This is a genomic window from Amycolatopsis sp. cg13 (assembly GCF_041346965.1).
Classification (GTDB): domain Bacteria; phylum Actinomycetota; class Actinomycetes; order Mycobacteriales; family Pseudonocardiaceae; genus Amycolatopsis.
In genome coordinates, this window is record NZ_CP166848.1 from 7,909,168 (window position 1) to 7,935,964 (window position 26,797).

7 protein-coding genes are annotated in these 26,797 nt (G+C 70.3%); all 7 read left to right on the top strand.

Annotated elements, in window-relative coordinates; translation table 11 throughout:
• The first annotated feature begins 6 nt into the window (after positions 1–6).
• The 7 genes from AB5I40_RS37280 to AB5I40_RS37310 all read left to right on the top strand — a co-directional run bounded on the left by AB5I40_RS37280 (position 7) and on the right by AB5I40_RS37310 (position 26,794).
• Complete coding sequence (locus AB5I40_RS37280; RefSeq protein ID WP_370934850.1) at positions 7–1,476, top strand: AMP-binding protein; 1,470 nt, start codon at positions 7–9, stop codon at positions 1,474–1,476.
• Entirely contained in the window at positions 1,473–2,687 is a 1,215-nt protein-coding gene (locus AB5I40_RS37285; RefSeq protein WP_370934851.1) for a type III PLP-dependent enzyme, read from the top strand. The genes AB5I40_RS37280 and AB5I40_RS37285 overlap by 4 nt, the downstream gene beginning before the upstream one ends.
• Positions 2,684–3,160, top strand: a complete 477-nt coding sequence (locus tag AB5I40_RS37290) for a cobalamin B12-binding domain-containing protein (protein WP_370934852.1) — start codon at positions 2,684–2,686, stop codon at positions 3,158–3,160. Before AB5I40_RS37285 ends, AB5I40_RS37290 begins: the two co-directional genes overlap by 4 nt.
• Entirely contained in the window at positions 3,157–4,425 is a 1,269-nt protein-coding gene (locus AB5I40_RS37295; protein WP_370934853.1) for a methylaspartate mutase, read from the top strand. The genes AB5I40_RS37290 and AB5I40_RS37295 overlap by 4 nt, the downstream gene beginning before the upstream one ends.
• Entirely contained in the window at positions 4,422–5,618 is a 1,197-nt protein-coding gene (locus AB5I40_RS37300) for a cytochrome P450 (protein WP_344272061.1), read from the top strand. Before AB5I40_RS37295 ends, AB5I40_RS37300 begins: the two co-directional genes overlap by 4 nt.
• A gap of 96 nt (positions 5,619–5,714) precedes the next feature.
• Positions 5,715–21,491, top strand: a complete 15,777-nt coding sequence (locus AB5I40_RS37305) for an SDR family NAD(P)-dependent oxidoreductase (protein WP_370934854.1) — start codon at positions 5,715–5,717, stop codon at positions 21,489–21,491.
• The gene (locus AB5I40_RS37310) at positions 21,488–26,794 is read left to right on the top strand and encodes a type I polyketide synthase (protein WP_370934855.1); all 5,307 of its coding nucleotides are present in this window, start codon (positions 21,488–21,490) and stop codon (positions 26,792–26,794) included. Before AB5I40_RS37305 ends, AB5I40_RS37310 begins: the two co-directional genes overlap by 4 nt.
• Positions 26,795–26,797: the final 3 nt, after the last annotated feature.

A 26,797-nucleotide genomic window follows, 5' to 3' on the forward strand; every position in this document is an offset into this window, starting at 1 on the left:
TCGGGAGTGGCAGTCGTGAACGAATCCGGTTCTCTCGTCCATGCCCTGCTCGACGCGGCGGTGGCCAGTGCGCCGGACGCCGCCGCGGTGCGCGACCGGGCGGGGGTGTGGACGTATGCCGAGCTGGCCGCTTGGAGTCACGCGGTGGAGGCGGTCCTCGCGCGGCGCGGGGTGCGGCGCGGCGATCGCGTGGTGGTGCAGCTGCCGACGGACCGCGCGCTGGTCGCGCTCTTCCACGGGACTTCCCGCCGGGGCGCGGTGTTCGTGCCGATCAACCCGGCGATGAAGCAGTTCCACTTCGACTCCGTTGTCGAGAACGCCGAACCGGTGCTGATCCTGCAGCCCGCGGAGTTCGCTCCACTGTGGACGGAAGTCGAAGAAGCCTACCGCGAGAAGACCCGCGTAGAGCCCACTGACGTTGCTCTGGACGACGTCGCGGTCCTCGTTTACACCTCCGGCAGCACGGCCGCGCCCAAGGGCGTCATCGGGCCGCACCGGCAGGTCACCTTCGCGGCCGGCGCGATCCAGGCGGTGCTGGGCTACCGCCAGGACGACGTCGTTTTCTGCCGGTTCCCGATGTCCTGGGACTACGGCCTGTACAAAGTCCTCCTCTCGACGCTCGGCCGCAGCGAAATCGTGCTCGCCGACGCCGAGTCCGATCTTCGCCTCCTGCAACGGATGCGTGAGGTCGGCGCGACGGTCGTCCCGATCGTGCCCTCGCTCGCCACGATGATCGCGACGCTGGCCGAGCGCGACCAGGGCGAACCGGCTCCGGTGCGGTTGTTCACCAACACCGGTGCGGCGCTGCCGGATTCGACCATCGAGAAGCTTCGTAACGCTTTCCCGGGCGTCCGCGTGGTCCGGCAGTTCGGCCAGACCGAGTGCAAGCGGATCACCGTGATGCCGCCCGAGGAAGACACTGAGCGTCCGGGTTCGTCGGGCCTCCCGCTGCCCGGCACGACCGTGCACATCCTCGCCGCCGATGGAACTCCGTCGCCTGCGGGCGAAATCGGCGAGATCGTGGCCGCTGGTCCGCACGTGATGCCCGGCTACTGGCGCGCCCCGGAGCTGTCCGCGCGAGCGTTCCGCCGCGACGAGGCCACCGGTGAACTCCGGCTGCACACCGGCGACTACGGACGACTCGACGAGGACGGTTACCTCTACTTCGAGGGCCGCCGCGACGACATGTTCAAGCGCAAGGGAATCCGGATGTCCACTTTGGAGATCGAAGCGGCCGCGATGGACATCCCGGGCGTGCGCGCGGCGGGTGCGATCCCGCCGAGCGAGACCCGCGACCTGGCGATCTGCGTGGAAAGCGACCTGCCGCCGACCACGGTGCTCAAGGAACTGGCGCAGCGGCTCGAGCCGCAGAAGGTGCCCGCGCTGTGCCACGTCGTGGACGAGTTCCCGCTCACCGCGCACGGCAAGAACGCGACGAAGGAACTCGCCCTGCTGGTGGAAGGTGCCCGCAAATGAGCAAGTACGACGAGCTGGCCGCACGGTTCGGCACGCCGGCTTACGTGTACGACCTTGACGTGACCGCCCAGTCGCGCGATCAGCTGTTCAGCCTGCTGCCCGAGGGGTTCGCGGTCTACTACGCGCTGAAGGCCAACCCGCATCCGGACATCGCAAGGGAACTCCGCGAGGGCGGTTGCCGCGCGGAGATCAGCTCGACCGGCGAGCTCGCCAACGCGCTGACCGCCGGGTTCGCGCCGGAGGACATCCTCTACACCGGCCCGGGCAAGACGGATGGCGAACTGGACGCGGCGATCACCGCGGGCGTCCGGTTGTTCTCCGTCGAATCGCTGACTGATCTGCAGCACGTCGGTGCCGCGGCGGAGCGGCAGGGCACTGTCGCGCGTTGCCTGCTGCGGGTGAACACCACGCAGGGCAGCGCGTCGACCGGGATCCGGATGATGGGCCGTCCGTCGCAGTTCGGCGTCGACGCCGAGACGTTGCCGGAGCTGATGCCGCTGTTCAAGGCGGTTACCGGAGCGAAGATCGTCGGCGCGCACTTCTTCACCATGAGCAACGCGCAGGACGAGGACGCACTGCTCGGCGAGTACGAGTTCGTGCTGCAGTCGGCCGCGCAGCTGCGCCAGGAAGTGGGACTGCCGCTGGAGCTGCTCGACATCGGCGGCGGGTTCTCGTCGCCGTACGCGGTTCCCGGCGAGCGCACCGACTACCCGAAGCTGCGCAACGGTTTGGAGCAGCTGCTTGACCTCTACCTGCCGGAATGGCGCAACGGCGAGGTGGAGCTGGCGTGCGAATCCGGCCGGTATCTCTCCGGGACCTGCGGGACGCTACTGGCCGGCGTCGTGAACGTGAAGGAGAGCCGCGGCCACCGGTTCGTCATTCTCGACGCCGGAATCAACGTGGTCGGCGGACTTTCCGGCATCGGACGGCTGCTGCCCGCCGCAGTTGGGGTCGAGCAGATCGGCGACAACCCAGGGCAACTCGTCGGTCCACTGTGTACTCCCGGCGACTCGCTTTCGAAAGCCGCGAAGCTGCCTGACCTGGCCGCTGGAGACCTGCTGACCGTGCCGAACGTGGGTGCGTACGGCGTGACCGCGAGTCTGATCAGTTTCCTGGGCCGTCCCGCGCCGACCGAAGTCGTGGTCCGCGGCGACGAGGTCATCTCGGTGTCTCGTTTGGACTATCAGCGGGCCTATGAGGTGTCGCCATGAGCGAGGAAGTCCGCGCTTACGGCGGCAGCATCGTCGAAGAACCCAGCGGGCGCACGGTGATCGTGAGCAGCATGGCATCGGACTCGCACACCTGGAACCTCGTCTACCTCGAACTTCTCGTGGGCGAGCTGGGTTTCGACGTCGTGAACCTCGGCGCGTGCGTGCCGGACGAGCTGCTGGAATCCGAATGCGTCAGCCGCCGTCCGGCGATGCTGGTGCTGAGCAGCGTCAACGGGCACGGCTACCAGGACGGGCTCCGGGTTGTGCAGCGCCTTCGAGCGATCTCCGAGCTGCGTCGGCTGCCGATCGTGATCGGCGGAAAACTCGGCACCGGCGGTCCGCTGTCCGACGAGCAGACTGCGGAACTGCTGTTCGCCGGGTTCGACGGAGTCTTCGACGAGCAGAACGCCGCTGCCTTCCGGCACTTCGCGGCCACGCTTCCCGGCGGGGTCAGCCAGTTGGAGGGAGCGTGAGCTTCGAGCGGTTCGTAGCGCAGCGGCACGCGGCCGGGGAACTGGTCGTGCAGCCGCGCATGGGCTTCGACAGTCCGGCAGCGATGCGTGCCGGGCTGGTCGCGACCAAGCTCGCGAACGCCGCGACCGTCGGCACGCTCACGCTCGACAGCTACACCCGCGTCCGCGACACCGATTCCGCGGAACACGCGCTGCGCAAAGGAATTCCGCTCAACGGCTACCCGATCGTCAATCATCCGCCCGAGGTGACCCGGGCGATGCTCGACGGTCTCGAAGGCCCGGATTTCCCGGTGCAGGTCCGGCACGGTTCGGCCCGTCCGGTGGATATCTTCCGCGCGATGATCGCCGCCGGTCTGCACGCCACGGAAGGCGGCCCGATCTCCTACTGCCTGCCCTACAGCCGCACACCGCTCGACGAATCCGTGCGGAATTGGGCGTACTGCTGCGATCTGCTGGTCGACGCGGAACATCCGGGCGGCCGTCCGCATCTGGAGACGTTCGGCGGCTGCATGCTCGGACAGCTGTGCCCGCCGAGCGAACTGGTCGCGATCAGCGTGCTGGAAGCATTGTTCTTCTACCGCCGGGGCGTGCGCAGCATTTCCGTCAGCTACGCGCAGCAGACGAACCTCCAACAGGACCGCGAAGCCGTGGCCGCGCTGCGCCGGTTGTGCGCCGAATTCCTGCCGGAAGCCACCTGGCACGTGGTGATTTACGCCTACATGGGCCTCTTCCCGCGCACCCCCGACGGTGCGATGTTGTTGCTGGGCAAGGCCGCCGAGTTGGCGATGAGTACCGGTTCAGAGCGGCTGATCGTGAAGACGGCCGCCGAAGCCCACCGCATCCCGACCGTCGCCGAGAACGTGACCGCGCTTGAACACGCGGCGGCCTCGGCGAAAGGCATCAAGGCCACTGTGGACGAAGACAACCAGGTTTACCGCGAGGCCTACGCCTTGGTCGACGCGGTCCTCAACAGTCACGGCGATCTCGACCGCGCGCTCGTGGTCGCCTTCAAACGCGGTCTGCTCGACGTGCCGTACTGCCTGCATCCGGACAACGCCGGGCAGGCGCGCAGCACGCTCGACGCGGACGGCCGGCTCGGGTGGTCCGAGCTCGGTTCGCTGCCGTTGCGCGGGATCGCCGAGCGCGCGCCGAGCGGCCGGATCACCTCGTCGACGCTGATGTCGGCGCTTTCCTACGTCCAGCACACCCATGACACCCAGGCATTGGAGCAGCCGATGACCGCGATCGGAGGGGAACCGCGATGAGCACTCGCCGGACTGTCCGGGCGTATCCGTTCGACATGCACGAGACGTCCGTTTCCGAGACCTACCACCAGTTGCAGCGCGACGAGCCGATGAGCCGGGTGCAGTTGCCCTTCGGCGAGCAGGCTTGGCTGGCGACGAAGTACGCCGACGTGAAGCTGGTCAGCGCCGACCCCAGGTTCAGCCGGGAGCTGGCCCAGGGGCTCGACCAGCCGCGGATGCGCCGCCAGCAGATGGGCGACGGCATCATGGGGATGGACCCGCCAGACCACACCCGGCTGCGCCGCCTGGTGATGAAGGCGTTCACCGCGCGTCGGCTGGAGGCGATGCGCGAGAGCGTCCGCGTCCTGACGCATGAGCTGATCGACGCGATGATCGAGAACGGCGCGCCCGGCGACCTCGTCGAGGATCTCGCGCGGCCGCTGCCGGTCACGGTGATCTGCAATCTGCTCGGCGTGCCGAAGGAAGACCACACGATCTTCCGCGAGTGGACTCAGGCGCTGGTCAGCGACGCCACGGCGAAGGGCGACGTGCTCGACGTCTACGGCGATCAGCTGGACAACTATGTGGCCCAACTGGTCGCGCAACGCCGCGAGGACCCGACCGACGACCTCCTCGGCGCGCTGGTCTACGCCCGCGACGCGGGGGACAAGCTCTCCGAGAACGAGCTCATCTCGATCGCTGGCGCGGGCCTGCTCACCGGCGGCGTGGAGACAGTTTCCTCGGCCCTGCCGAGCTTCATCTTCACCCTCCTGACGCAGCCGGAGCTGCTCGCGCAACTGCGGGCGCAGCCGGAGATCATGCCGACCGCGGTGGAGGAGCTGCTGCGGTGGGTGCCGATCAACACCGCCGCGATGTTCGCCCGGTATGCCCGCGAGGACATCCGGATCGGCGACGTCGTGGTGCGGGCGGGCGATCCGGTGCTGCCCGCGCTGCACGCGGCGAACCGCGATCCGGAGGTGTTCGCGAACCCGGACGTCATCGACCTCACCCGCAGCCCGAACCCGCACGTCGCGTTCGGGCACGGCCCGCACCACTGCATCGGGGCGCAGCTGGCCCGGCTGGAACTGCAGGAAGCGCTGAAAGCGATTCTGGAACGGTTCCCGGAATTGCGGCTCGCGGACGGGCGCGACGGCGTGAAATGGGAGTACGGGGTGATCGTGCGCGGCCCGTCGCTGCTGCGCGTCGCCTGGTGATTTCCCGCCCCTAACGACGTTTTCTGGGGATCCGGCGCGGCATGAGCCCGCCCTACGATCCGACCGACGACCCATGAATGCTGCCTGGCTACCGCGGTGGAGTGCGCAATGCGTGAGAGTGAGAAGAATCGGGAATCCGGCTTCGCGGAGCGGCTGACGCTTCTGCCGCCGGCGGACCGCGCGGGGTTCCTCGCCGGCGTGGTCCACGACGCGACGCGGGCGGCGCTGCAGGCCGCGCTGCCGGAGGTTCCTGCCGTCCTCGACCCGGAGAAAGCGTTCTCCGACCACGGTTTCGACTCGCTCGCGGCGGTGGAGCTGCACGCGCAGCTGACCGACGCGACCGGGCTGGAACTGCCGGTGACGCTGGCCTTCGACTATCCGACCCCGGCCGCGGTCGCCCGTTTCCTGCACGCCGAGGTGTTCGGCGCGGAGGAGTCGGTCGCGACGCTGGCCGCTGGCGGCGCGAACGACGAGCCGGTCGCGATCGTCGGCATCGGCTGCCGGTATCCGGGCGGCGCGGTGTCGCCGGAAGCGTTGTGGCAGCTGGTCGCCGACGAGGTGCACACCATCTCCGGCTTCCCGGAGGACCGCGGCTGGGACCTCGACAGCCTGTATGACCCGGACCCCGACAAGCCGGGCAGCAGCTACGTCACCTCGGGCGGATTCCTGCCCGGCGCCGGGGAATTCGACGCCGGGTTCTTCGGCATCGCGCCGCGCGAAGCGTCCGCGATGGACCCGCAGCAGCGGCTCGTACTCGAGACCGCGTGGGAAGCGTTGGAGCGGGCCAAGATCGACCCGTCCACGCTGCGCGGCACTCCGGGCGGCGTGTTCATCGGCGCGGAGGCGCAGGAGTACGGCCCTCGGCTGCACGAAGCTCCGGACGGTCTCGACGGTTACCTCCTCACCGGCAACGCGCCCAGTGTCGTCTCTGGCCGCGTCGCTTACGCGCTCGGTCTCGAAGGGCCGACGCTGACCGTTGACACGGCTTGCTCCGGTTCGCTGGTCGCGCTGCACTTGGCGGTGCAGGCGTTGCGGCGTGGGGAAACGCAGCTCGCGCTGGCTGGTGGCGTCGCGGTGATGGGCGCGCCGGGCACGTTCACCGCGTTCAGCCGCCAGCGTGGTCTCGCGGAGGACGGCCGCTGCAAGGCTTTCGCTGCAGCTGCGGATGGCACTGGCTTCGCCGAGGGGGTCGGTGTTCTGGTGCTGGAACGGCTTTCCGACGCAGTCGCGAATGGACACACGGTGCTCGCTGTGGTCCGCGGCTCGGCGATCAACTCCGACGGTGCGTCGAACGGCCTTACCGCGCCGAACGGTCCGTCGCAGCAGCGCGTGATCAAGCGCGCGTTGGCGGACGCTGGGCTGGAAGCGTCCGATGTGGACGCTGTCGAGGCGCACGGCACCGGTACCCGGCTCGGCGACCCGATCGAGGCGCAAGCGCTGCTGTCCACCTACGGTCAGGACCGCGAGACGCCGCTGCTGCTGGGGTCGATCAAGTCGAACATCGGCCACACGCAGGCCGCGGCGGGTGTCGCGGGCATTATCAAGATGGTCGAGGCGATCCGGCACGGCGTGCTGCCGAAGACGCTGCACGTGGATGAGCCGACCCCGCACGTCGACTGGACCGCGGGTGCCGTCGAACTGCTGACTGAACAGCGGGAATGGCCGGAGAACGAACGTCCGCGTCGCGCTGGCGTCTCGTCGTTCGGTGTGAGCGGCACCAACGCGCACGTCATCATCGAGCAGGCCCCGGCCGTCGAAAAAGCGGAAACCACCAGTGACGAACTGCCGGTCGTGCCGCTGGTCGTCTCGGCACGCAGTGAGGAAGCGCTGCAGGCACAGGCCGCCGCACTGGTGTCCACTGTGGAATCCGAGCAGCTGACTGACCTCGGCTTCTCTCTCGCCACTACCCGCGCCGCGCACGACCAGCGCGCTGTGGTCGTGGCGGAGAACGTCGCCGACGCGGTGCGCGGGCTCCAGGCGCTGGCGACGGGGGAGCAGGACCCGAACGTTGTCCTTGGCGAGCGCACGCCGGGTAAGCTCGCGATGCTGTTCACCGGCCAGGGTTCGCAGCGTCTTGCGATGGGGCGCGAGCTGTACTTGGCATACCCGAAGTTCGCCGAGGTCTTCGACGAGGCCCTCGACCACCTCGACGTCCAGATGGAGACCCCGCTGCGCGACGTCCTCTTCGGCGACAACGCCGAGGAGTTGAACGAGACGCAGTACACCCAGTGCGCGCTGTTCGCGGTCGAGGTCGCGTTGGCGCGGCTGCTCGAATCGTGGGGCGTGCGGCCGGACATCCTGCTCGGCCACTCGATCGGCGAGCTGGCCGCCGCGCACATCGCGGGCGTGTGGTCGCTCGCCGACGCGTGCCTGGTCGTCGCTGCTCGCGGACGGCTCATGCAGGCGTTGCCCGAGGGAGGCGCGATGGTCGCCATCGCGGCGACCGAGGACGAGGTCCGGCCGCTGCTGGACGACCAGGTCAGCCTGGCCGCGGTGAACGGCCCGACGTCGGTCGTCGTTTCCGGCGAGCGCGAAGCGGTGGAAGCCGTCGTGTCGGTGTTCCGCATGCAGGGCCGCAAGATCAGCGAGCTGCGGGTGTCGCACGCGTTCCACTCGCCGCTGATGGAGCCGATGCTGGCCGAGTTCCGCGAGATCCTCGAGGTGGTCGACTACGCGGCCCCGGCGATCCCGGTCGTCTCGAATGTGACCGGCCGGATCGCGACCGCCGAAGAACTCTGCTCGCCGGGGTACTGGCTGTGGCACGTCCGCCGCGCGGTGCGGTTCGCCGACGGCGTCAAGGCGCTGGTCGATGCCGGTGTCACGACGGCGATCGAGGTCGGCCCGGACGCCGTGCTGTCCGCGATGGCCGCCAGCACCAGCGACGCCATCGCGTTCACCCCCGCACAGCGCCGCGACCGGCCCGAGGTCACCACTCTCGCCGCCGCGCTCGGCCGTCTGCACACCCGTGGCGTGGCGATCGACTGGACGGCGTTCTTCGGTCCGGCCCAGGTTGTCGACTTGCCGACGTATGCCTTCCAGCACAAGCACTACTGGCTCACCGCGCCGACCGGCCACGGCGACGCGGCGGACTTCGGCCAGCTCGCTTCCGGGCACCCGCTGCTCGCCGCCGAGATCGGCCTGGCGGGCGACGACGGTCTGGTTCTCACTGGTCGCGTCGCGCTGCGGACGCACCCGTGGCTGGCCGACCACGCGATCGCGGGCACCCCCGTGCTTCCGGGCACCGCGTTCGTCGAGATGGCTCTGCACGCCGCCGCGCAGGTCGGCTACGGCGTGGTCGACGAGTTGACGCTGCAGGCCCCGCTCGCGCTTCCGGAGACCGGTGGCGTCGCGCTGCAGACGCTGGTCGGCCCGGACGTCGACGGCCGCCGCACCATCGAGTTCCACTCCCGCCCCGACAACGACGCCGACGCGGCCTGGACCCGGCACGCCATCGGTGTCCTCGCCGCCGGTCCGGTGGTCGAGCCCGCCCCGCGCGGCGAATGGCCGCCCGCTGGTGCCGAAGTGGTCGCGACGAACGAGCTGTACACCGAACTCGCCGAGCAGGGTTACGGCTACGGCCCGCTGTTCCAGGGCCTGCGCACCGCGTGGAAGCGCGACGACGTCGTGTTCGCCGAGGTCGCGCTGCCCGCGATCGGTCGCGACGCGGCGTTCGGCGTCCACCCGGCGCTGCTCGACGCGGTCCTGCACGCCACCGACTTCGCCCCGGGCGAGGCGCGCGAGCCGGACGAGATCCGGTTGCCGTTCGCGTGGACCGGCGTGCGGCTGCACGCTTCCGGCGCGACCGAGGTCCGGGTGCGGATCACGTCGCCGGCCACCGGCGGCGTCTCGATCGACGTGACGGATGTGGCCGGTACGCCGGTGCTGTCCGTCGAGTCGTTCCGCTCGCGGCCGGTCCGCGAGGCTGACCTCGGCACCCAGGCGCGCGACCTGCTGTACACCATCGAATGGACGCCGGTCACCGTTGAGGCCCAGTTGCCGACGCTGGCTTCGCTGGGTTCGGTCAGCGGTTTCGACGTTCCGGTGGTCGACTCGCTGGTGTCGCTGGTCGACGTGCCCGAGGTCGTGCTGCTGCCGGTTTCCGTGCCGGGCAAGAACATCGCCGCCGCTGCCAAGCAGACTGCGCACCGCGTGCGGACTGTGCTGCAGCAGTGGCTGGAAGGCGACCGTTACGCGTCGTCACGGCTGGTCGTGCTGACGCGCGGCTCGCTGGCTGACTCCGCTGTCCGCGGCCTCGTGCGTTCGGCTCAGGCCGAGCACCCGGGTCGCGTGGTGCTGGTCGAGGGCGCTGCCACCGCGGTGACCCTGGCGACCGCGCTGGGCTCGGGCGAGCCGGAGCTGCGCATCGACGGTGACACGGTCTCGGCCGGTCGGTTGGTCCGGCTGGCCGCCGAAGCTGGCGAGCCGACCTGGCGCGCCGACGGGACTGTGCTGATCACCGGCGGCACCGGCGGTCTAGGTGCCCAGGTCGCGAAGCACCTGGTCACGAAGCACGGCGTCCGCAGTCTGCTGCTGCTCAGCCGTCGCGGCCTTAACGCGCCGGGCGCGGCCGAACTGGTCGAAGAGCTGGCTGAGCTGGGCGCGACCGCGAAGGTGGTCGCCTCGGACGTCAGCAAGAAGCGTTCGCTGTCGGCGGCTATCAAGAAGGCCGAGCACCCGCTGTCCGCCGTTGTGCACACCGCAGGCGTGCTGGACAACGCGATGATCGGCTCGCTGACCGCCGAGCAGCTCGACGCGGTCCTGGCCCCGAAGCTCGACGCGGCGTGGGCGCTGCACGAGCTGACCTCGGAGCTGGACCTGTCGGCTTTCGTCCTGTTCTCCTCCTCGGCGGGTCTCGCCGACGGTGCCGGACAGGCGAACTACGCCGCTGGCAACACGTTCCTCGACGCACTCGCCGAGCACCGGCACGCCGCTGGCCTGCCCGCGACGTCGCTGGCCTGGGGCCTGTGGGCTCCCGACGCCGGTCAGGCGATCGGCATGGGCGCGACACTGTCCGAAGTGGACCGAAACCGCATCGCGCGGCTGGGTCTGGCTCCGCTCACCGTGTCGGAAAGCCTTGCCGCCCTTGACGCTGCGCTCGGCACCGGCGTTCCGACGGTCGTCCCGACCCGCGTCGACCGGGCCGCCCTGCGGTCCCGCGGCGAGGACGTTCCGGCTGTGCTGCGCGGGCTCGTGCCCGCCGGTCGTCGCCGGATCGCCGTCGCCAGCGGGGAAGTGACGCCCGAGCAGCAGTTCGCCGAGCGGTTCGCACACCTCGCCGAGGCCGACCGCGACCGCGCCCTGCTCGACCTGGTGCGCACGCACGTCGCGGCTGTTCTCGGCCACGACAGCGCCGACGCGATCAGCCCGGCCCGCCCGTTCGGCGAGATCGGGTTCGACTCGCTGGCCGCGGTGGAACTGCGCAACATCCTCGACTCGGTCACCGGCATGCGGCTGCCCGCGACGCTGGTGTTCGACTACCCGACTCCGCGCGCGCTCGCTGAGTATTTGGCGTCGCGCCTGGCCGGGCTGGCCCCGACTCGCACGATCACTCCGGTGACCACCGTGGACCCGGAGGAGCCGATCGCCATCGTCGGCATCGCTTGCCGCTACCCGGGCGGCGTCGCGACGCCGGAAGACCTGTGGCGGCTCGTGTCCGAGGGCGAGGAAGCGCTGTCCGGCTTCCCGGTCGACCGCGGCTGGAACGTCGACTCGCTGTACGACCCGGAGCCCGGCAAGCCCGGCCACTCCTACGTCAAGCACGGTGCCTTCCTGCACGACGCGGCGGAGTTCGACGCGGACTTCTTCGAGATCAGCCCGCGCGAGGCGGCGGCGATGGACCCGCAGCAGCGACTGTTGCTGGAGGTGTCCTGGGAAGCGTTCGAGCGCGCCGGAATCGACCCGGTCGCCTTGCGCGGCAGCGCGACCGGTGTGTTCGCCGGCGTGATGTACCACGACTGGGGCACCCGCCTCGGCACGGTCTCCGACGACATCGCGGGCTACCTCGGCAACGGCAGCCTCGCCAGCGTCGTGTCCGGTCGCGTCTCGTACGCGCTGGGTCTCGAAGGCCCGACGGTCACTGTGGACACTGCGTGCTCGTCCTCGCTGGTCGCACTGCACTGGGCAGTGCAGGCGCTGCGCCGCGGCGAGTGCACGCTGGCGCTGGCCGGCGGTGTCACCGTGATGTCCACTCCGGACACTTTTATCGACTTCAGCCGTCAGCGCGGGCTTTCCGCAGACGGCCGCTGCAAGGCGTTCGCGGAAGCGGCAGACGGCACCGGCTGGGGCGAGGGCGCGGGCATGCTGCTCGTCGAGCGGCTGTCCGACGCACGCCGCAACGGTCACCCGGTGCTCGCGGTCCTCCGCGGCTCCGCGGTGAACCACGACGGCGCGTCGAATGGCCTTACCGCACCGAATGGTCCTTCGCAGCAGCGGGTGATCGCGAAGGCGCTGGCTGACGCTGGTCTGCAGCCGTCCGAAGTGGACGCTGTGGAGGGTCACGGCACTGGAACCACGCTGGGCGACCCGATCGAGGCACAGGCGCTGCTGGCCACCTACGGCCAGGACCGTTCCGAGGAAGAGCCGCTGTGGCTCGGGTCGATCAAGTCGAACATCGGTCACACCCAGGCCGCGGCGGGTGTCGCTGGCATCATCAAGATGGTCATGGCGATGCAGCACGGCCAGTTGCCGCAGACGCTGCACGTCGACCGTCCGTCCACTGTGGTCGATTGGGAAACCGGCGCGGTCCGGCTGCTGACCGAATCGCGGGAATGGCAGGTCGACCGGCCGCGTCGCGCCGCGGTGTCGTCGTTCGGCATCAGCGGCACGAACGCGCACGTCATCCTGGAGCAGGCTCCGGCGATCCCGGTCGAGCGGCCTTCGGAAACGCAGACGATCGTCCCGGTCGCGCTGTCCGGCCGTTCCGCCGCTGCGGTGCGTGGACAGGCCGCGCGGCTGCGTTCTTGGCTCGCTGAGGGCGTTTCCGTCGCGGAGATCGCGCGTTCGCTGGCTGCGACGCGTGCCTCGCTGGAACACCGTGCGGTGGTGGTCGCCGAGACCACGGCCGAACTTGCCGACGGACTCGACGCCTTGGCAGGCGGCGACGCACCGACGGGCCAGGTCGTGGATGGGAAGCTCGCCTTCCTGTTCTCTGGCCAGGGCGCGCAGCGGGTTGGCATGGGACGCGAGCTGTACGACGCGTACCCGGCCTTCGCGACGGCGTTCGACGCGGTGTGCGCGGCGATCGACCCGCTGGTCGACGTGCCGCTGCGGGACGTCGTGTTCGGCACCACCGAACTCGCCGACCGCGGACTGCTCGACCAGACGCAGTACACCCAGACCGGGCTGTTCGCGGTCGAGGTCGCGCTGTTCCGGCTCGCCGAGTCGTGGGGCTTCCGGCCCGACGCGCTCGCCGGGCACTCGATCGGCGAGCTGGCTGCGGCTCACGTCGCGGGCGTGCTTTCCCTTGAGGACGCAGCGAAACTAGTCGCCGCGCGCGGCCGGTTGATGGGTGCGCTGAACGACCGGCGCGGCGCGATGGTCTCGTTCTCGGCGACCGAAGAGGCGGTCCGCGAACTGCTGCAGGGCCACGAGGACGCGGTCAGCATCGCAGCGGTGAACGGCCCGGCCGCCGTGGTCATCTCGGGCGACGCGGACGCGGTCGCCGAGATCGAGCGGGCGGCTGACGGTGTCCAAACGCGACGGTTGCGCGTGAGCCACGCGTTCCACTCGCCGCTGATGTCGCCGATGCTGGACGAGTTCCGCGAGATCGCCGCTGGCTTGAAGTACGACGCGCCGAAGATCCCGATTGTCTCGACGGTCACCGGGAAACTCGCCACCGACGACGAGCTGCGTTCGCCGGAGTACTGGGTCACCCATGTCCGCGAGACCGTCCGCTTCGGTGCTGCGGTCACGACCCTGGCGGAGAGTGGCGTCCAGACATTCCTGGAGATCGGGCCGGACAGCGTGCTGTCCGCGCTCGGCCCGCAGAGTGTCGACGCGGAGTTCGTCCCGTTCGGCCGGCGCGACCAGGACGAGGTGCGCACAGCGCTCACCGCGGCCGGTCGTCTCCACATCCGCGGCGCGGCGAAGCTCGGCCCGCTGCTCGGCGACGGCCCGGTCCGGCTCGACCTGCCGACGTATGCCTTCCAGCACAAGCGTTACTGGCTCGACGCGACCCCGTCCAGCGATGTCACCTCGGTCGGTCAGCAGCCGCTGGCGCACCCGATGCTGGGCGCTGTCGTGGCACTGTCCGGTTCGGACACCACTGTCCTCACCGGACGGTTGTCCGCCTCGTCGGTGCCGTGGGTGGCTGACCACGTGGTGAAGGGTGCGATTCTGGTGCCCGGCACCGGATTCGTCGAGCTGGCCGTCGCCGCTGGTGACCAGGTCGGCCACCCGGTGGTCGAGGAGCTGACGCTGCAAGCGCCGCTCATCCTGTCCCAGGACGGTGCGGTCGCGCTGCAGGTCGTGGTCGGTCCCGCGAACGGCGACCGCCGCCCGGTCACCGTGTTCTCCCGCCCGGTCGAATCGGACGGCGACTGGACCCAGCATGCGTTGGGCACCCTGTCCGCTGCCGCGCGGCCGGAGCCCGCTGGCCTCACCGACTGGCCGCCGGCGGGCGCGACCCCGATCCCGGTCGAGGGCGCGTACGAATTGCTCAACGAACGCGGCTACGGCTACGGCCCGGCGTTCCAGGGCCTCCAGGCCGCGTGGCGACGGGGCAACGAGGTGTTCGCCGAGGTCGCGCTGCCGGAACCGGCGGCGTCCACGGCAGGTTCCTACGGCCTGCACCCGGCGCTTCTCGACACCGCGATGCACGCCGATCTTCTCGGCGACCCGAGCGGTTCGACGCTGCTTCCGTTCGTGTGGAACGGCGTCAGCCTGCACGCGGTCGGCGCTTCGGTGCTGCGGGTGCGGATCGTGCGGATCGACGGCGACGAACTGTCGTCGATCGAGGTCGCGGACGGCGAAGGCAACCCGGTCGCTTCGGTCGAGTCGCTAGTCTCGCGGCCGGTGCGGACCGAGTTGGCCGCACAGGCGGAGACCACGGACGGTTCGCTGCTCAAGATCGGCTGGCAGTCCGTGCCGGTCCCGGCCGCGGAGCCGGGCGATGTCGTCGCGATCGGCCAGGGCCGAGTCGGCGTCTCCGCCACCTACAGCGGGTTCGCAGACCTGCTCGGTGCCGTCGATCGCGGCGAGCCGGTGCCCGGTCTCGTGACGCTCTCGGTGCCTGCCGCGGCTGGCACGGTGCCGGAAGCAGCACGAGCCAACGTCACCTGGCTGCTCGCCGAGATCCAGGCGTGGCTGGCCGAATCGCGGCTGACCGACACGAAACTCGCCATCGTCACGCAGTCGGCGGTCCCGGCTGGCGAGTCCACTGTGGACGTCACGCAGGGTCTGCTGTGGGGCCTCGCCCGGGCGGCGCAAGCCGAGCACCCCGGCCGCGTGTTCCTGATCGACGCTGACGCGGAGACGAAGGTCGAGACGATCGCCGCGGTGGTCGCCTCGGGTGAGCCGGAAGCGGCGATCCGCGCCGGCGCGGTCCTCGCCCCGCGCTACACCCGCACCGAATCGACCGGAACCACCGCGTGGGACGGCACGGTCCTGATCACCGGCGGCACCGGCGGTCTCGGCAGCCTGCTGGCGCGTTACCTGGTGGCCGAGCACGGCGTGGCGAGCCTGGTGCTCACCAGCCGCCGCGGCCTCGACGCTCCGGGCGCCGCGCAACTGGTCGAAGAGCTGACTGACCTGGGCGCGACAGTCCAGGTGGCGGCCTGCGACGTCGCTGACCGCGAGGCGGTCGAGCAGCTGGTCAACGGCCTGCCGGACCTCGGCGCGGTGGTGCACGCCGCCGGTACCGCCGACAGCGGCGTCTTCGATTCCCTTACCGCAGAACAGCTTGACAAGGTCCTGCGGCCGAAGGTCGACGCGGCCTGGCACCTGCACGAGCTGACCTCCGACCGGCAGCTGTCCGCGTTCGTCATGTTCTCCTCGGCAGGCGGCCAGGTGCTGCCCGCCGGACAGGCGAACTACGCGGCGGCTAACGCGTTCCTCGACGGACTTGCCGAACACCGGCGCGCGGCCGGGCTTCCGGCTACCGCGCTGGCGTGGGGACTGTGGGCGGAGAACACCGGACTCGGCGGAGACCTCGCCGAAGCCGACCTCGCCCGGATGGCCCGCCTGGGCCTGCCCGCGGTGACCGCCGAACAGGGCCTGGCTCTGTTCGACGCCGCCGTGGCCACCGAAGACGCGGTCATCGCGCCGCTTCGCGTGGACGTCCCGGCGCTGCGAGCACGCACCGACGAACTGCCCGCGCTGCTGCGTGGTTTCGTGCCGCCGAAGGCACGTCGAGTGGCGAAGGCGGCCAAGGCGGCGGACAACGCGCTCGCCGACGAACTGGCCGCGCTGGTCGAAAGCGAACGGGACCGAGTGCTGCTCGACCTCGTCCGCACGCAGGTGGCCACCGTCCTCGGCTACGCGGATAAGTCCGAAGTGGACGGAACGCGGGCGTTCAAGGAGCTGGGATTCGACTCGCTCGCCGCGGTCGAACTCCGCAACCTCCTCGGCACCGCGACCGGTCTGACGCTGCCCGCGACGCTCATCTTCGACCACCCGACCGCCAAGGCCGTAGCGGACTTCGTGAAGGGCAAGCTGCTCGGCGCGGTCGCCAAGGTTCCCGCGACGACGGCCCGGACGAATGCGTCGATGCAGGAACCGATCGCGATCGTCGGCATGGCCTGCCGCTACCCCGGCGGCGTCCGGTCGCCGGAGGACCTGTGGCAGCTGCTGGTCGACGAGGTCGACGCGGTCTCCGGCTTCCCGACCAACCGCGGCTGGGACACCGAGGGCATCTACGACCCGGAACGCGGCAAGCGCGGCAAGACTTACGCCAACCAGGGCGGCTTCCTGCACGACGCGGCGGAGTTCGACCCGGCGTTCTTCGGCATCGGCCCGCGCGAGGCGATGGCGATGGACCCGCAGCAGCGGCTCCTGCTGGAAACCGCGTGGGAGGCCATCGAGCGCGCCGGGATCGACCCGACGGTGCTGCGCGGCAGCCTGACCGGCGTCTTCACCGGCGCGATGTACGACGACTACGGCAGCCGCGCTCCCGGCGCTCCGGCCGACGTCGCCGCCTACATCCCGAACGGCAGCTCCGGCGCGGTCGTCTCCGGCCGCATCTCCTACCTGCTCGGTCTCGAGGGCCCGAGCATGACGGTGGACACCGCGTGCTCGTCCTCGCTGGTCACGCTGCACCTCGCGGTGCAGGCGCTGCGGGCGGGGGAGTGCGGGCTGGCGCTGGCCGGCGGCGTGACCGTGTTGTCGCAGTCCGATCTGTTCGTCGACTCCAGCCGTCAGGGCGTGCTTTCGCCCAACGGCCGGTCGAAGTCGTTCTCCGCGGCTTCCGACGGCGTCGGCTGGGCCGAGGGCGCGGGTCTGCTCCTGCTGGAGCGGCTGTCCGACGCGCAGCGCAACGGGCATGAGGTGCTCGCGGTGGTCCGGTCGAGCGCGGTCAACCAGGACGGGGCGTCCAACGGCCTGACCGCCCCGAACGGCCCGTCGCAGGAACGCGTGATCCACGCGGCCCTCGCGGCTGGCGGGCTGCGACCGTCCGATGTGGACGCTGTCGAGGCACACGGTTCGGGCACGAAGCTCGGTGACCCGATCGAAGCGCAGGCGCTGCTGGCCACCTACGGGCAGGACCGAGACCGGCCGTTGTACCTGGGTTCGGTGAAGTCGAACATCGGCCACGCGCAGGCGTCTGGCGGCGCGGCCGGCGTGATGAAGGTCGTGCAAGCGTTGCGGCACAACATGTTGCCGAAGACGATGCACGTCGACGCGCCGTCGCCGGTCGTCGACTGGACCACGGGCAACATCGAGCTGCTCACCGAACCGCGGCCGTGGCTGCGCAACGGTCACCCGCGTCGCGCTGGCGTGTCGTCGTTCGGCATCAGCGGCACCAACGCGCACATCATCATCGAGGAGGCACCGCCCGCTCCGGCCACCGAGACCCGGCGCACCGCACCGGAACTACCGGCAATCCCGTTGCCGCTGGCCGGTTCGGTCGAGCAGGCTCTCGCCGACCAAGCCGCCCGGCTGGCCGCACACCTGCGGGCCAACCCGGACGTCAGCCTGACCGACGTCGGCTACACCTTGGCCACTGCGCGGGCCGCGCTCGACCACCGCGCGGTGGTCCTGGCGGCCGACCGCGAAGCGGCGCTGAAGGCGCTCGACGGACTGGCCGACGGCCGGACCCCGGCGGGCACCGTGGCTGGCACGGTCAGCGCGGCCGACCTGACGGCGTTCCTTTTCACCGGACAGGGCGCGCAGCAGCCGGGCATGGGACGCGGGCTGTACGAGGCGTTCCCGGCCTTCGCCGGAGCGTTCGACGAGATCTGCGGACTCTTCGACGCCGAGCTGGAAACCCCGCTCAAGCAGGTGATCTGGGAAGACTCGCCGCTGCTCAACCAGACCGCGTATACGCAATGCGCGCTGTTCGCGATCGAGGTCGCATTGTACCGCCTGGTCGAATCCTGGGGCGTCACGCCGGATTACGTCGCCGGGCACTCGATCGGCGAACTGGCCGCGGCGCACGTCTCCGGAGTGTTCTCGCTGGCCGACGCCTGCTCGCTGGTTGCCGCTCGCGGCCGGCTCATGCAGTCGCTGCCGACCGGAGGCACGATGGCGGCGATCGCGGCCACCGAGGACGAGGTGCGCGCCTCGCTGCCTAGTGGAGTGGACATCGCGGCGGTGAACGGGCCGCGGTCGGTGGTCATCTCGGGTCCGGAAGTTGCGGTGCAGGCGGCGATGGCGACCTTCAAGGAAGCCGGTCGCCGGACGAAGCAGCTGGTCGTGTCGCACGCGTTCCACTCGTCGCTGATGGAGCCGATGCTGGCCGAGTTCGCGGTGGTGGCGGAGAAGCTCACCTACTCCACGCCATCGATCCCGGTGGTGTCGAACGTGACCGGCAAGATCGCGACCGCCGCGGAGCTGTGCTCGCCGCAGTACTGGGTGGGCCACGTGCGGGAGGCCGTCCGGTTCGCCGACGGGGTCAGCACGCTGCTCGCCGCGGGCGTGACCCGGTTCGTCGAACTCGGGCCGGACGCGGTGCTCACCGGGATGGCTCGCGAATGCGACACGGCGGTGGCCGACCGGCCGGACCGCGTTGTCCAGGTGCCCGCGATGCGGCGCGGCCGGGCCGAGGTGCCGACCGTGTTCACCGCGCTGGCGACGCTGTTCTCCCGGGGCACGAAGATCGACTGGAAGGCGCTGTTCGCCGGCCAAGGTGCGTCCACTGTGGACTTGCCGACGTACGCGTTCCAGAACAAGTCGTACTGGCTCGACGCGACGAAGCCGACCGGCGATGTCAGCACTTTGGGCGCTCAGTCCGCCGGACACCCGCTGCTGGGTGCGCTGGTGGAACTGCCCGACGGCGGCGCGGTGCTGACCGGACGGCTGTCGGTCGCGACGCAGCCGTGGCTGGCCGACCACGTGGTGATGGGGCGGACGATGCTGCCCGGCACCGCGTATGTCGAGCTGGCGATTCACGCCGGTGACCAGGTCGGCTGCAACCTGCTGGAAGAGCTGACTCAGCAGGCACCGTTGCTGCTGCCGGAGGACGGGGTCGACCTGCGCGTGGTCATCAGCGCGCCGGACGGCAGCGGTCGCCGGGAGCTGTCGGTGCACTCGCGGACCGAGGCTGGCTGGGTTCAGCACGCCGCGGGCACGCTGGCCAACGGTGCGGCGGTGGAATTCTCGCTGAGCGAGTGGCCGCCAGCCGGTGCGGAACAGGTTGACCTGACCGGGTTGTACGACGACTTGGCCGGGCTCGGCTTCGGCTACGGGCCGACGTTCCGCAACCTGCGGGCGATCTGGCTCCGCGAAGGCGAGGTATACGCCGAGGTCGCGCTGCCGGATGGCACCGCGGCGAACGAATTCGGCCTGCACCCGGGCTTGCTCGACTCGGCACTCGGCGCGACGGACTTCCTGATCCCGGGCGGTCCGAAGGCGTTGACCGAGACGACCATCCCGTTCGCGTGGAACTCGGTGTCGCTTCAGGCCAGCGGCGCGACTGCGCTGCGGGTGCGGGTCCGGAAGACCGACAGCGGTTCGTCGCTCGACCTGGCGGACGCGGCTGGTGCTCCGGTGGCGCAGATCGCGTCGCTGGTCACGCGGCCGGTGTCGGAGGGCCAGCTCGGCGCGAAGGTGCCGGACTCGCTGTACCGGATCGAATGGCAGCCCGCTTCGGGCGTTCGGCTGGTGCCTTCGCTGGACGGCTGGGCCGTGCTCGGTACCGACGACCTCGGTCTCGGGGTGCCGTTGAAGGCTGAGCCGGTCGACGCGGACGTGCTGGTGCTGCCGGTCGGTTCGGGTTCCGGTTCGGTGCCTGCGCAGGTGCACGAGGTGGTCCAGGAAACGTTGCGGCACTTGCAGAACTGGCTGTCGGTCGGAGACGGAAAGCTGGTCGTGGTCACTCGCGACGAGCTGGCGCAGGCTCCGGTCTGGGGTCTGGTGCGGGCCGCGCAGGTGGAGAACCCCGGCCGGATCCAGGTCGTGGACCTCGACGCTTCGGCGGAGTCGGCCCGGGCGCTGCCCGCCGTCGTCGCGTCCGGCGAACCGGAAGCGCGGGTGCGGAACGGCGAAGTGCGCGTGCCGCGGCTGACCCGGGTCACCGAGGTCGGCGAGACAGTCGAGTGGGATCCGGACGGCACGGTGCTGATCACCGGCGGCGCGGGCCTGCTCGGCGGGCTGCTGGCGCGGCACCTGGTCGCTCGCGGTGCCCGTGACCTGGTCCTGACCAGCCGTCGCGGTCTCGACGCGGCGGGGGCGCGGGAACTGGTCGACGAACTGGCCGGCTCGGGTGCGAAGGTGGCTGTGGCCGCGTGCGACGTCACCGATCGGGACGCGCTGGCGAAGCTGCTCAACACGCTGCCTCGGCTGACCGCCGTGGTGCACGCGGCCGGGCAGATGGACAGCGCGGTGGTGAGTGCCTTGACGCCGGAGCAGGTCGAGAATGTGTTGCGGCCCAAGGTGGACGCGGCCTGGAACCTGCACGAGCTGACGGCGACTCGGGACCTGGCGGCGTTCGTCCTCTACTCCTCGGCGGGTGGCCTGCTGCTCGCGGCGGGGCAGGCGAATTACGCGGCGGGGAACGTGTTCCTGGACGCGCTGGCCGAGCACCGCGCTTCGCTTGGCCTCCCGGCGACGTCGCTCGCGTGGGGTCCGTGGGAAGGCACCGACGGCGAGGTGGACCTGGCACACATCGCCCGGTCCGGCGTCGCGGAACTGTCCGCGGCTGAGGGGCTGGAGCTGTTCGACGCGGCGCTGGCTGCTTCGTCGGCGGCGTTGGTGCCGGTGAAGCTGGACCTCAAGGACGCCGACCGCGCGTCGGCGCTGCTGAAGGGTCTCGTCACTGCCGGGCCGCGACGGGCCGCTGTCGCCTCGTCGTCGGCCACGCCGGAGGCCGGGTTCGCCGACAAGCTCGCCACACTCGCCGCGGACGAGCGGGACTCGGCGGCGCTGAACCTGGTGCGCGAGCACACGGCGGCAGTCCTCGGATACGACGACGCTTCAGCGGTCGGCGTCGAGAAGGGCTTCACCGACCTGGGCATCGACTCGCTCGCCGCGCTGGAGCTGCGCAACAGGCTCGGCACCGCGACCGGGCTGCGGCTGCCCGCGACGCTGATCTTCGACTACCCGAGCCCGCTGCCGCTGGCCCGGCACCTGCTGGCGGAACTGGCTCCTGCTCCTGCGGTTCCTGTTGAAGAGGAACTGAACGGTACTGACGATGCGGCGGCGGCAGTCGCCTCGATGGACCTGGCCGACCTGGTCCGCTCCGCGATGGGCGGCACCGACGAACGGGGTGAATCCCAGTGACCGACAAGTCCGCTCCTTCGACCGAGCAGATCGTCGCCGCGCTGCGGCAGTCCATGACGGACAACGAACGGCTCCGTGCGGACAACCAGCGGCTGGCCGCGCGGCAGTCCGAGCCGATCGCGATCATCGGCATGGGCTGCCGGTATCCCGGCGGGGTCACCACGCCCGCGCAACTGTGGGATCTGGTGGCCGGCGGCGTCGACGCGATCGGCGAGTTCCCGGCCGACCGCGGCTGGGACACCGCCGCCCTGCACGACCCGACCGGCGCCCGGCCCGGCACGACCTACTCGAACGAAGGCGGTTTCCTCTACGACGCCGCCGATTTCGAGCCGGAGTTCTTCGGCATCAGCCCGCGCGAGGCGGTCACGCTGGACCCGCAGCAGCGGTTGCTCCTCGAGACCGCGTGGGAAGCCGTCGAACGCGCCGGGATCGTGCCGTCGACCCTTCGCGGTAGCGCGACCGGGGTGTTCACCGGCGTCATGTACCACGACTACGGCGCGGGCAGCAGCGACGGCAGCCTGATCTCCGGGCGCGTCTCGTACACGCTCGGCCTCGAAGGCCCGTCCGTGTCGGTTGACACCGCCTGCTCGTCCTCGCTGGTCGCGATGCACCTTGCCGCACAAGCACTTCGGCGCGGGGAATGCTCGCTGGCCTTGGCGGGCGGGGTGACGGTGATGGTCACGCCGGACATGTTCGTGTACTTCAGCGAACAACACGGCCTGTCCTCGGACGGCCGATGCAAGGCCTTCGGCAGCGGCGCGGATGGCGTCGGGTGTTCTGAAGGCGCCGGAATGCTGTTGCTGGAACGGCTTTCCGACGCCCGGCGCAACGGCCACCACGTGCTCGCGGTGCTACGCGGTAGTGCGGTGAACTCGGACGGTGCTTCGAGCGGGATCACCGTGCCCAACGGCCCCGCTCAGCAGCGCGTCATCCGTGCCGCTCTGGCCGATGCTTCACTGGAACTGTCCGATGTGGACGCCGTGGAAGCGCACGGCACCGGCACCAAGCTGGGCGACCCGATCGAGGCTCAGGCCCTGATCTCCACCTATGGCAAGGTCGCTACCCCTTCACGTCCCTTGTATGTCGGTTCTTTCAAGTCGAACGTCGGACATACTCAGGCTGCCGCTGGGGTCGGCGGGGTCATCAAGATGGTCGAGGCCCTCCGGCGGGGCGTGCTGCCGCCGACGCTGCACGCGGATGAGCCCTCGCCGCACGTCGACTGGGCGGATGGCACTGTCGCGCTGCTGAACGAATCGACGCCTTGGCCGTCGGCTGACCGTCCTCGGCGAGCTGCGGTGTCGTCGTTCGGCATCAGCGGGACGAACGCGCACGTGATCGTCGAACAAGGCGATCCGGCTCCGGTGCCTTCTTCTTCGGCTGGGCCAGTAACCTGGTTGCTCTCAGCTTCCACGCCGGAGGCTCTGCGGGCCCAGGCTGCCCAGTTGGCTGGTTCTGCTCTGTCAGGCTCTCCCGCGGACGTCGGCCTTTCCCTTGCCACTACGCGAACCCTCAGCGAGCACCGAGCCGGGGTGGTGGCCGCCGATCGGGAAGCTGCCGCGCGCGCTCTGGCAGATTATGCAGCAGGCCGCGCTTCTTCCTCGGTGGTCGAGGGCGTGGCTTCCGCTTCTGGTGTGGCTTTTCTCTTCACCGGCCAAGGTGCCCAACGGGCTGGCATGGGCCTAGACCTCGCCGCCGCGTACCCGGTCTTCGCCGCCGCCCTGGACGAGGTCAGCGCTTTCCTGGACCTCGACGTCCCTCTGCGTTCCCTGCTCTCCGATGCCGACCGTCTCGACCAGACCGGCTACACGCAACCCGCTCTGTTCGCGGTGGAAGTCGCTCTGTACCGGCTCCTGGAGTCGTGGGGCATCCAGCCTGCTTACCTGCTGGGTCACTCCGTCGGAGAAATCGCCGCCGCCCACGTCGCCGGGGTGCTTTCCCTTGCGGACGCCGGAAAACTGGTAGTCGCCCGGGCACGGCTCATGCAAGCTTTGCCCGCTGGCGGGGCGATGGTCGCGGTGCAGGCTACCGAGGACGAGGTGCTTCCGCTACTAACCGATGGTGTAGGAATCGCCGCCGTGAACGGCCCGAGGTCGGTGGTAGTGTCGGGGGTAGAAGAAGAAGTACTTGCGGTTGCTGGGAAATTTGATCGAACTTCGCGGTTGCGGGTGTCGCACGCGTTCCATTCGCCGCTCATGGAACCGATGCTGGACGAGTTCGCCGCGGTGACGCGCACGCTGACGTACTCTGCGCCATCGGTGCCTGTTGTGTCCACAGTGGAGCTTTCGGCGGATGTCGCCACGCCGGACTACTGGGTGCGCCAGGTCCGTTCAGCAGTACGCTTCGCGGACGGCGTGCGTGCGCTGGCCGAGGCCGGGGTGAACACGTTCGTCGAGGTCGGCCCGAGCGCGGTGCTGACCGCGATGGGGCAGAACTGCGCCAACGCCACCTTCGTCGCCGTCCTGCGCAAGGACCGAGCCGAAGCAGAGTCGGCCGCCGCCGCGGTCGCGACTCTGTTCACGCTCGGCGGGACCGTCGACTGGGACGCGTTCTACTCCGGCGCGCACGTGGTCGAACTCCCTACCTACGCCTTCCAGCGCAAGCGCTACTGGCTGGACAACCCGACCGGCGCGCGGGCTCGCGGCGTGGCCGAGGTCGGGCAGCGCGAGGCCGCGCATCCGCTGCTCGGCGCGGTGGTCGGCACCGCGGACTCCGGCGGCGTCGTCCTCACCGGACGGCTCTCGTTGGCCGCGCAGCCGTGGCTGGCCGACCACGTCGTCCAGGGCAACGCGCTGTTCCCCGGCACGGCGTTCGTCGAGCTGGCCGTGCGCGCGGGCGACGAGGTCGGCTGCGGCCGGGTCGACGAGCTCACCCTCGCCGCACCGTTGATCCTGCCCGAGCAGGGCGCGGTGCGGCTGCAGGTGACCGTCGGTGCCGAGGAGGACGACGGCACCCGCGCGCTCGGGATCTTCTCCCAGGCCGAGGACGCCGACGAGTGGGTCCAGCACGGCAGCGGCCGACTCTCTCCCGCCAGTGAGCCGTCCGCGGTCGCCGCGGCATGGCCGCCGGCCGGGGCCACGGAGATCGACGTGACCTCCCGGTACGACGAGCTGGCCGCGCAAGGCTTCGATTACGGCCCGGTTTTCGCGGGCCTGCGTCGAGCCTGGCAGGCGGGCGACGTGCTGGCCGCCGAGGTCGCGCTGCCTGAGCACGCCGACGGCAGCGCGTTCGGCCTGCACCCCGCGTTGCTGGATGCTGCCCTGCACACGATCGGCCTCGCCGGGCCGACCGAGGACAAGCCGGTCCTGCCGTTCGCGTGGTCCGGCGTCTCGCTCTACGCCGGCGGCGCGGCGAGCCTGCGCGTGCTGATCTCGTCGGACGTCGAGAACACCGTCTCGCTCACCGCGACGGACGCGTCCGGCGCACCCGTGCTGCGCGTGGACTCGCTAGCACTGCGCCCCATCGCGGACGACGCGTTCGCCTCGGCTGAGCGTTCGGCGGTGGACGATTCGCTGTTCCGCGTCGACTGGATCCCGTGGCAGGGCGACGACGTCACCGCGGTCACCACCGCGATCCTGGGCACCGACCCCTTCAGCCTCGGCGGAGAGTCCTATGTGGACCTCAACGCATTGCTGGAGGCCATCCACAACGGTGCCTTGGTTCCAGACGTCGTCTACGTGCCTTTCGCCGCCCCGGAAACCGGCACTCCGGAAGCCGCTCGCGCAGCCGTCCACGACCTCCTTTCGCTCGCCCAATCCTGGGTCGCCGAGGACGTACTGGCAGCGTCGCGCTTGGTCGTCGTCGCCTCCGGCGCGATCGCCACTCGCCCGGACGAGGGTGCGCCGGATCTCACCCACGCCGCGCTGTGGGGCGTGATCCGCACCGCGCAACTCGAGTACCCAGACCGATTCATGGTGGTAGACCTCGACAACGGCCCGCTCCCGATCGGCTCGGTGCTCGGCGCGATGTATGCCGACGAACCCGGCGTCGCAGTCCGCGACGGCGCGGTTTTGGTGCACCGCCTGGCAAAGTACGTCCCGGACGGCACCGTCAGCTTCGACCCGGACGGCACCGTCCTCGTCACCGGCGGCACCGGCGTGCTCGGCCAGTTGATCGCCCGGCACCTGGTCACCGAACACGGCGTCCGCAACCTGCTCATCACGAGTCGCCGCGGCCCCGCCGCTCCCGGAGCTGACGAGTTCGTCGCCTCCCTGACCGAGTTGGGCGCGTCAGTCTCGCTGGTGGCCTGCGACCTCGCCTCCCGAGACGCCGTCGCAGCCCTCATCGCCGACGTTCCATCCGACCACCCGCTGACCGCGGTAATCCACACCGCCGGTGTCGTCGACGACGGCGTGCTGCTGTCGCTGACCCCGGAACGGATGGACGCCGTACTCCGCCCCAAGGTCGACGCCGCGTGGCACCTGCACGAACTGACCGCATCCCTGGACCTGGCCGCCTTCGTGCTGTACTCCTCGGCAGGCGGCACGCTCGGTGCGGCAGGCCAAGCCAACTACTCCGCGGCGAACGTCTTCCTGGACGCCCTCGCGCACCACCGTGCGGCACAAGGCTTGCCAGCCGTGTCGCTCGCCTGGGGCCTGTGGTCGGAAGGCGGCATGTCCAACGATCTGGCCGACACCGACCTGATCCGCATGGCCAGGTCCGGCGTCTTCGGCCTGTCCTTCGCCGACGGCCTGGAACTGTTCGACGCGACAGTCGCCGCCGGCCAGCCGTCGCTGGTACCGGTGCGGCTGGACATGTCCGGCCTCCGCGCCGACGCCCACAGCGTCCCCGCGATGCTGCGCGGCCTGATCCGAGGCCGCCGCCGAGTCGAGGCCGTTGACGATTCCTGGAACCAGGTACTGCGCTTGTCCGGTGCCGAACGAGTACGGGCCGCCGTCGACCTCGTCTGCGGCACCGCCGCCGTGGTCCTTGGCCACGAACGACGGGATGCGGTAGACCCGCGAAAGGGTTTCATCGAACTGGGCTTCGATTCCCTGACCGCGATCGAACTGCGCAACCGCCTGGACGTCCTCACCGGAATGCGCCTGCCCGCGACGCTGATCTTCGATTATCCGTCCGTGCAGGTCCTGGGAGAACACCTCGTCGCGGACGGTGCCCCGTCGGCAGTCGAGGTCCAGCTGGACGCGCTGGAAGATGTCGTGCGCAGCCTGGAACCGGACGAGGTCTCCGGAGTCGTGACGAGGTTGAAGGCAGTGCTGGCGTCGCTGGTCCCGGACGAGGAGGTGGAAGGCGCCAGCGCGGACGAGCTGTTCGCGCTGCTGGACGAGGAACTGGAAGCCAGGTAGCGC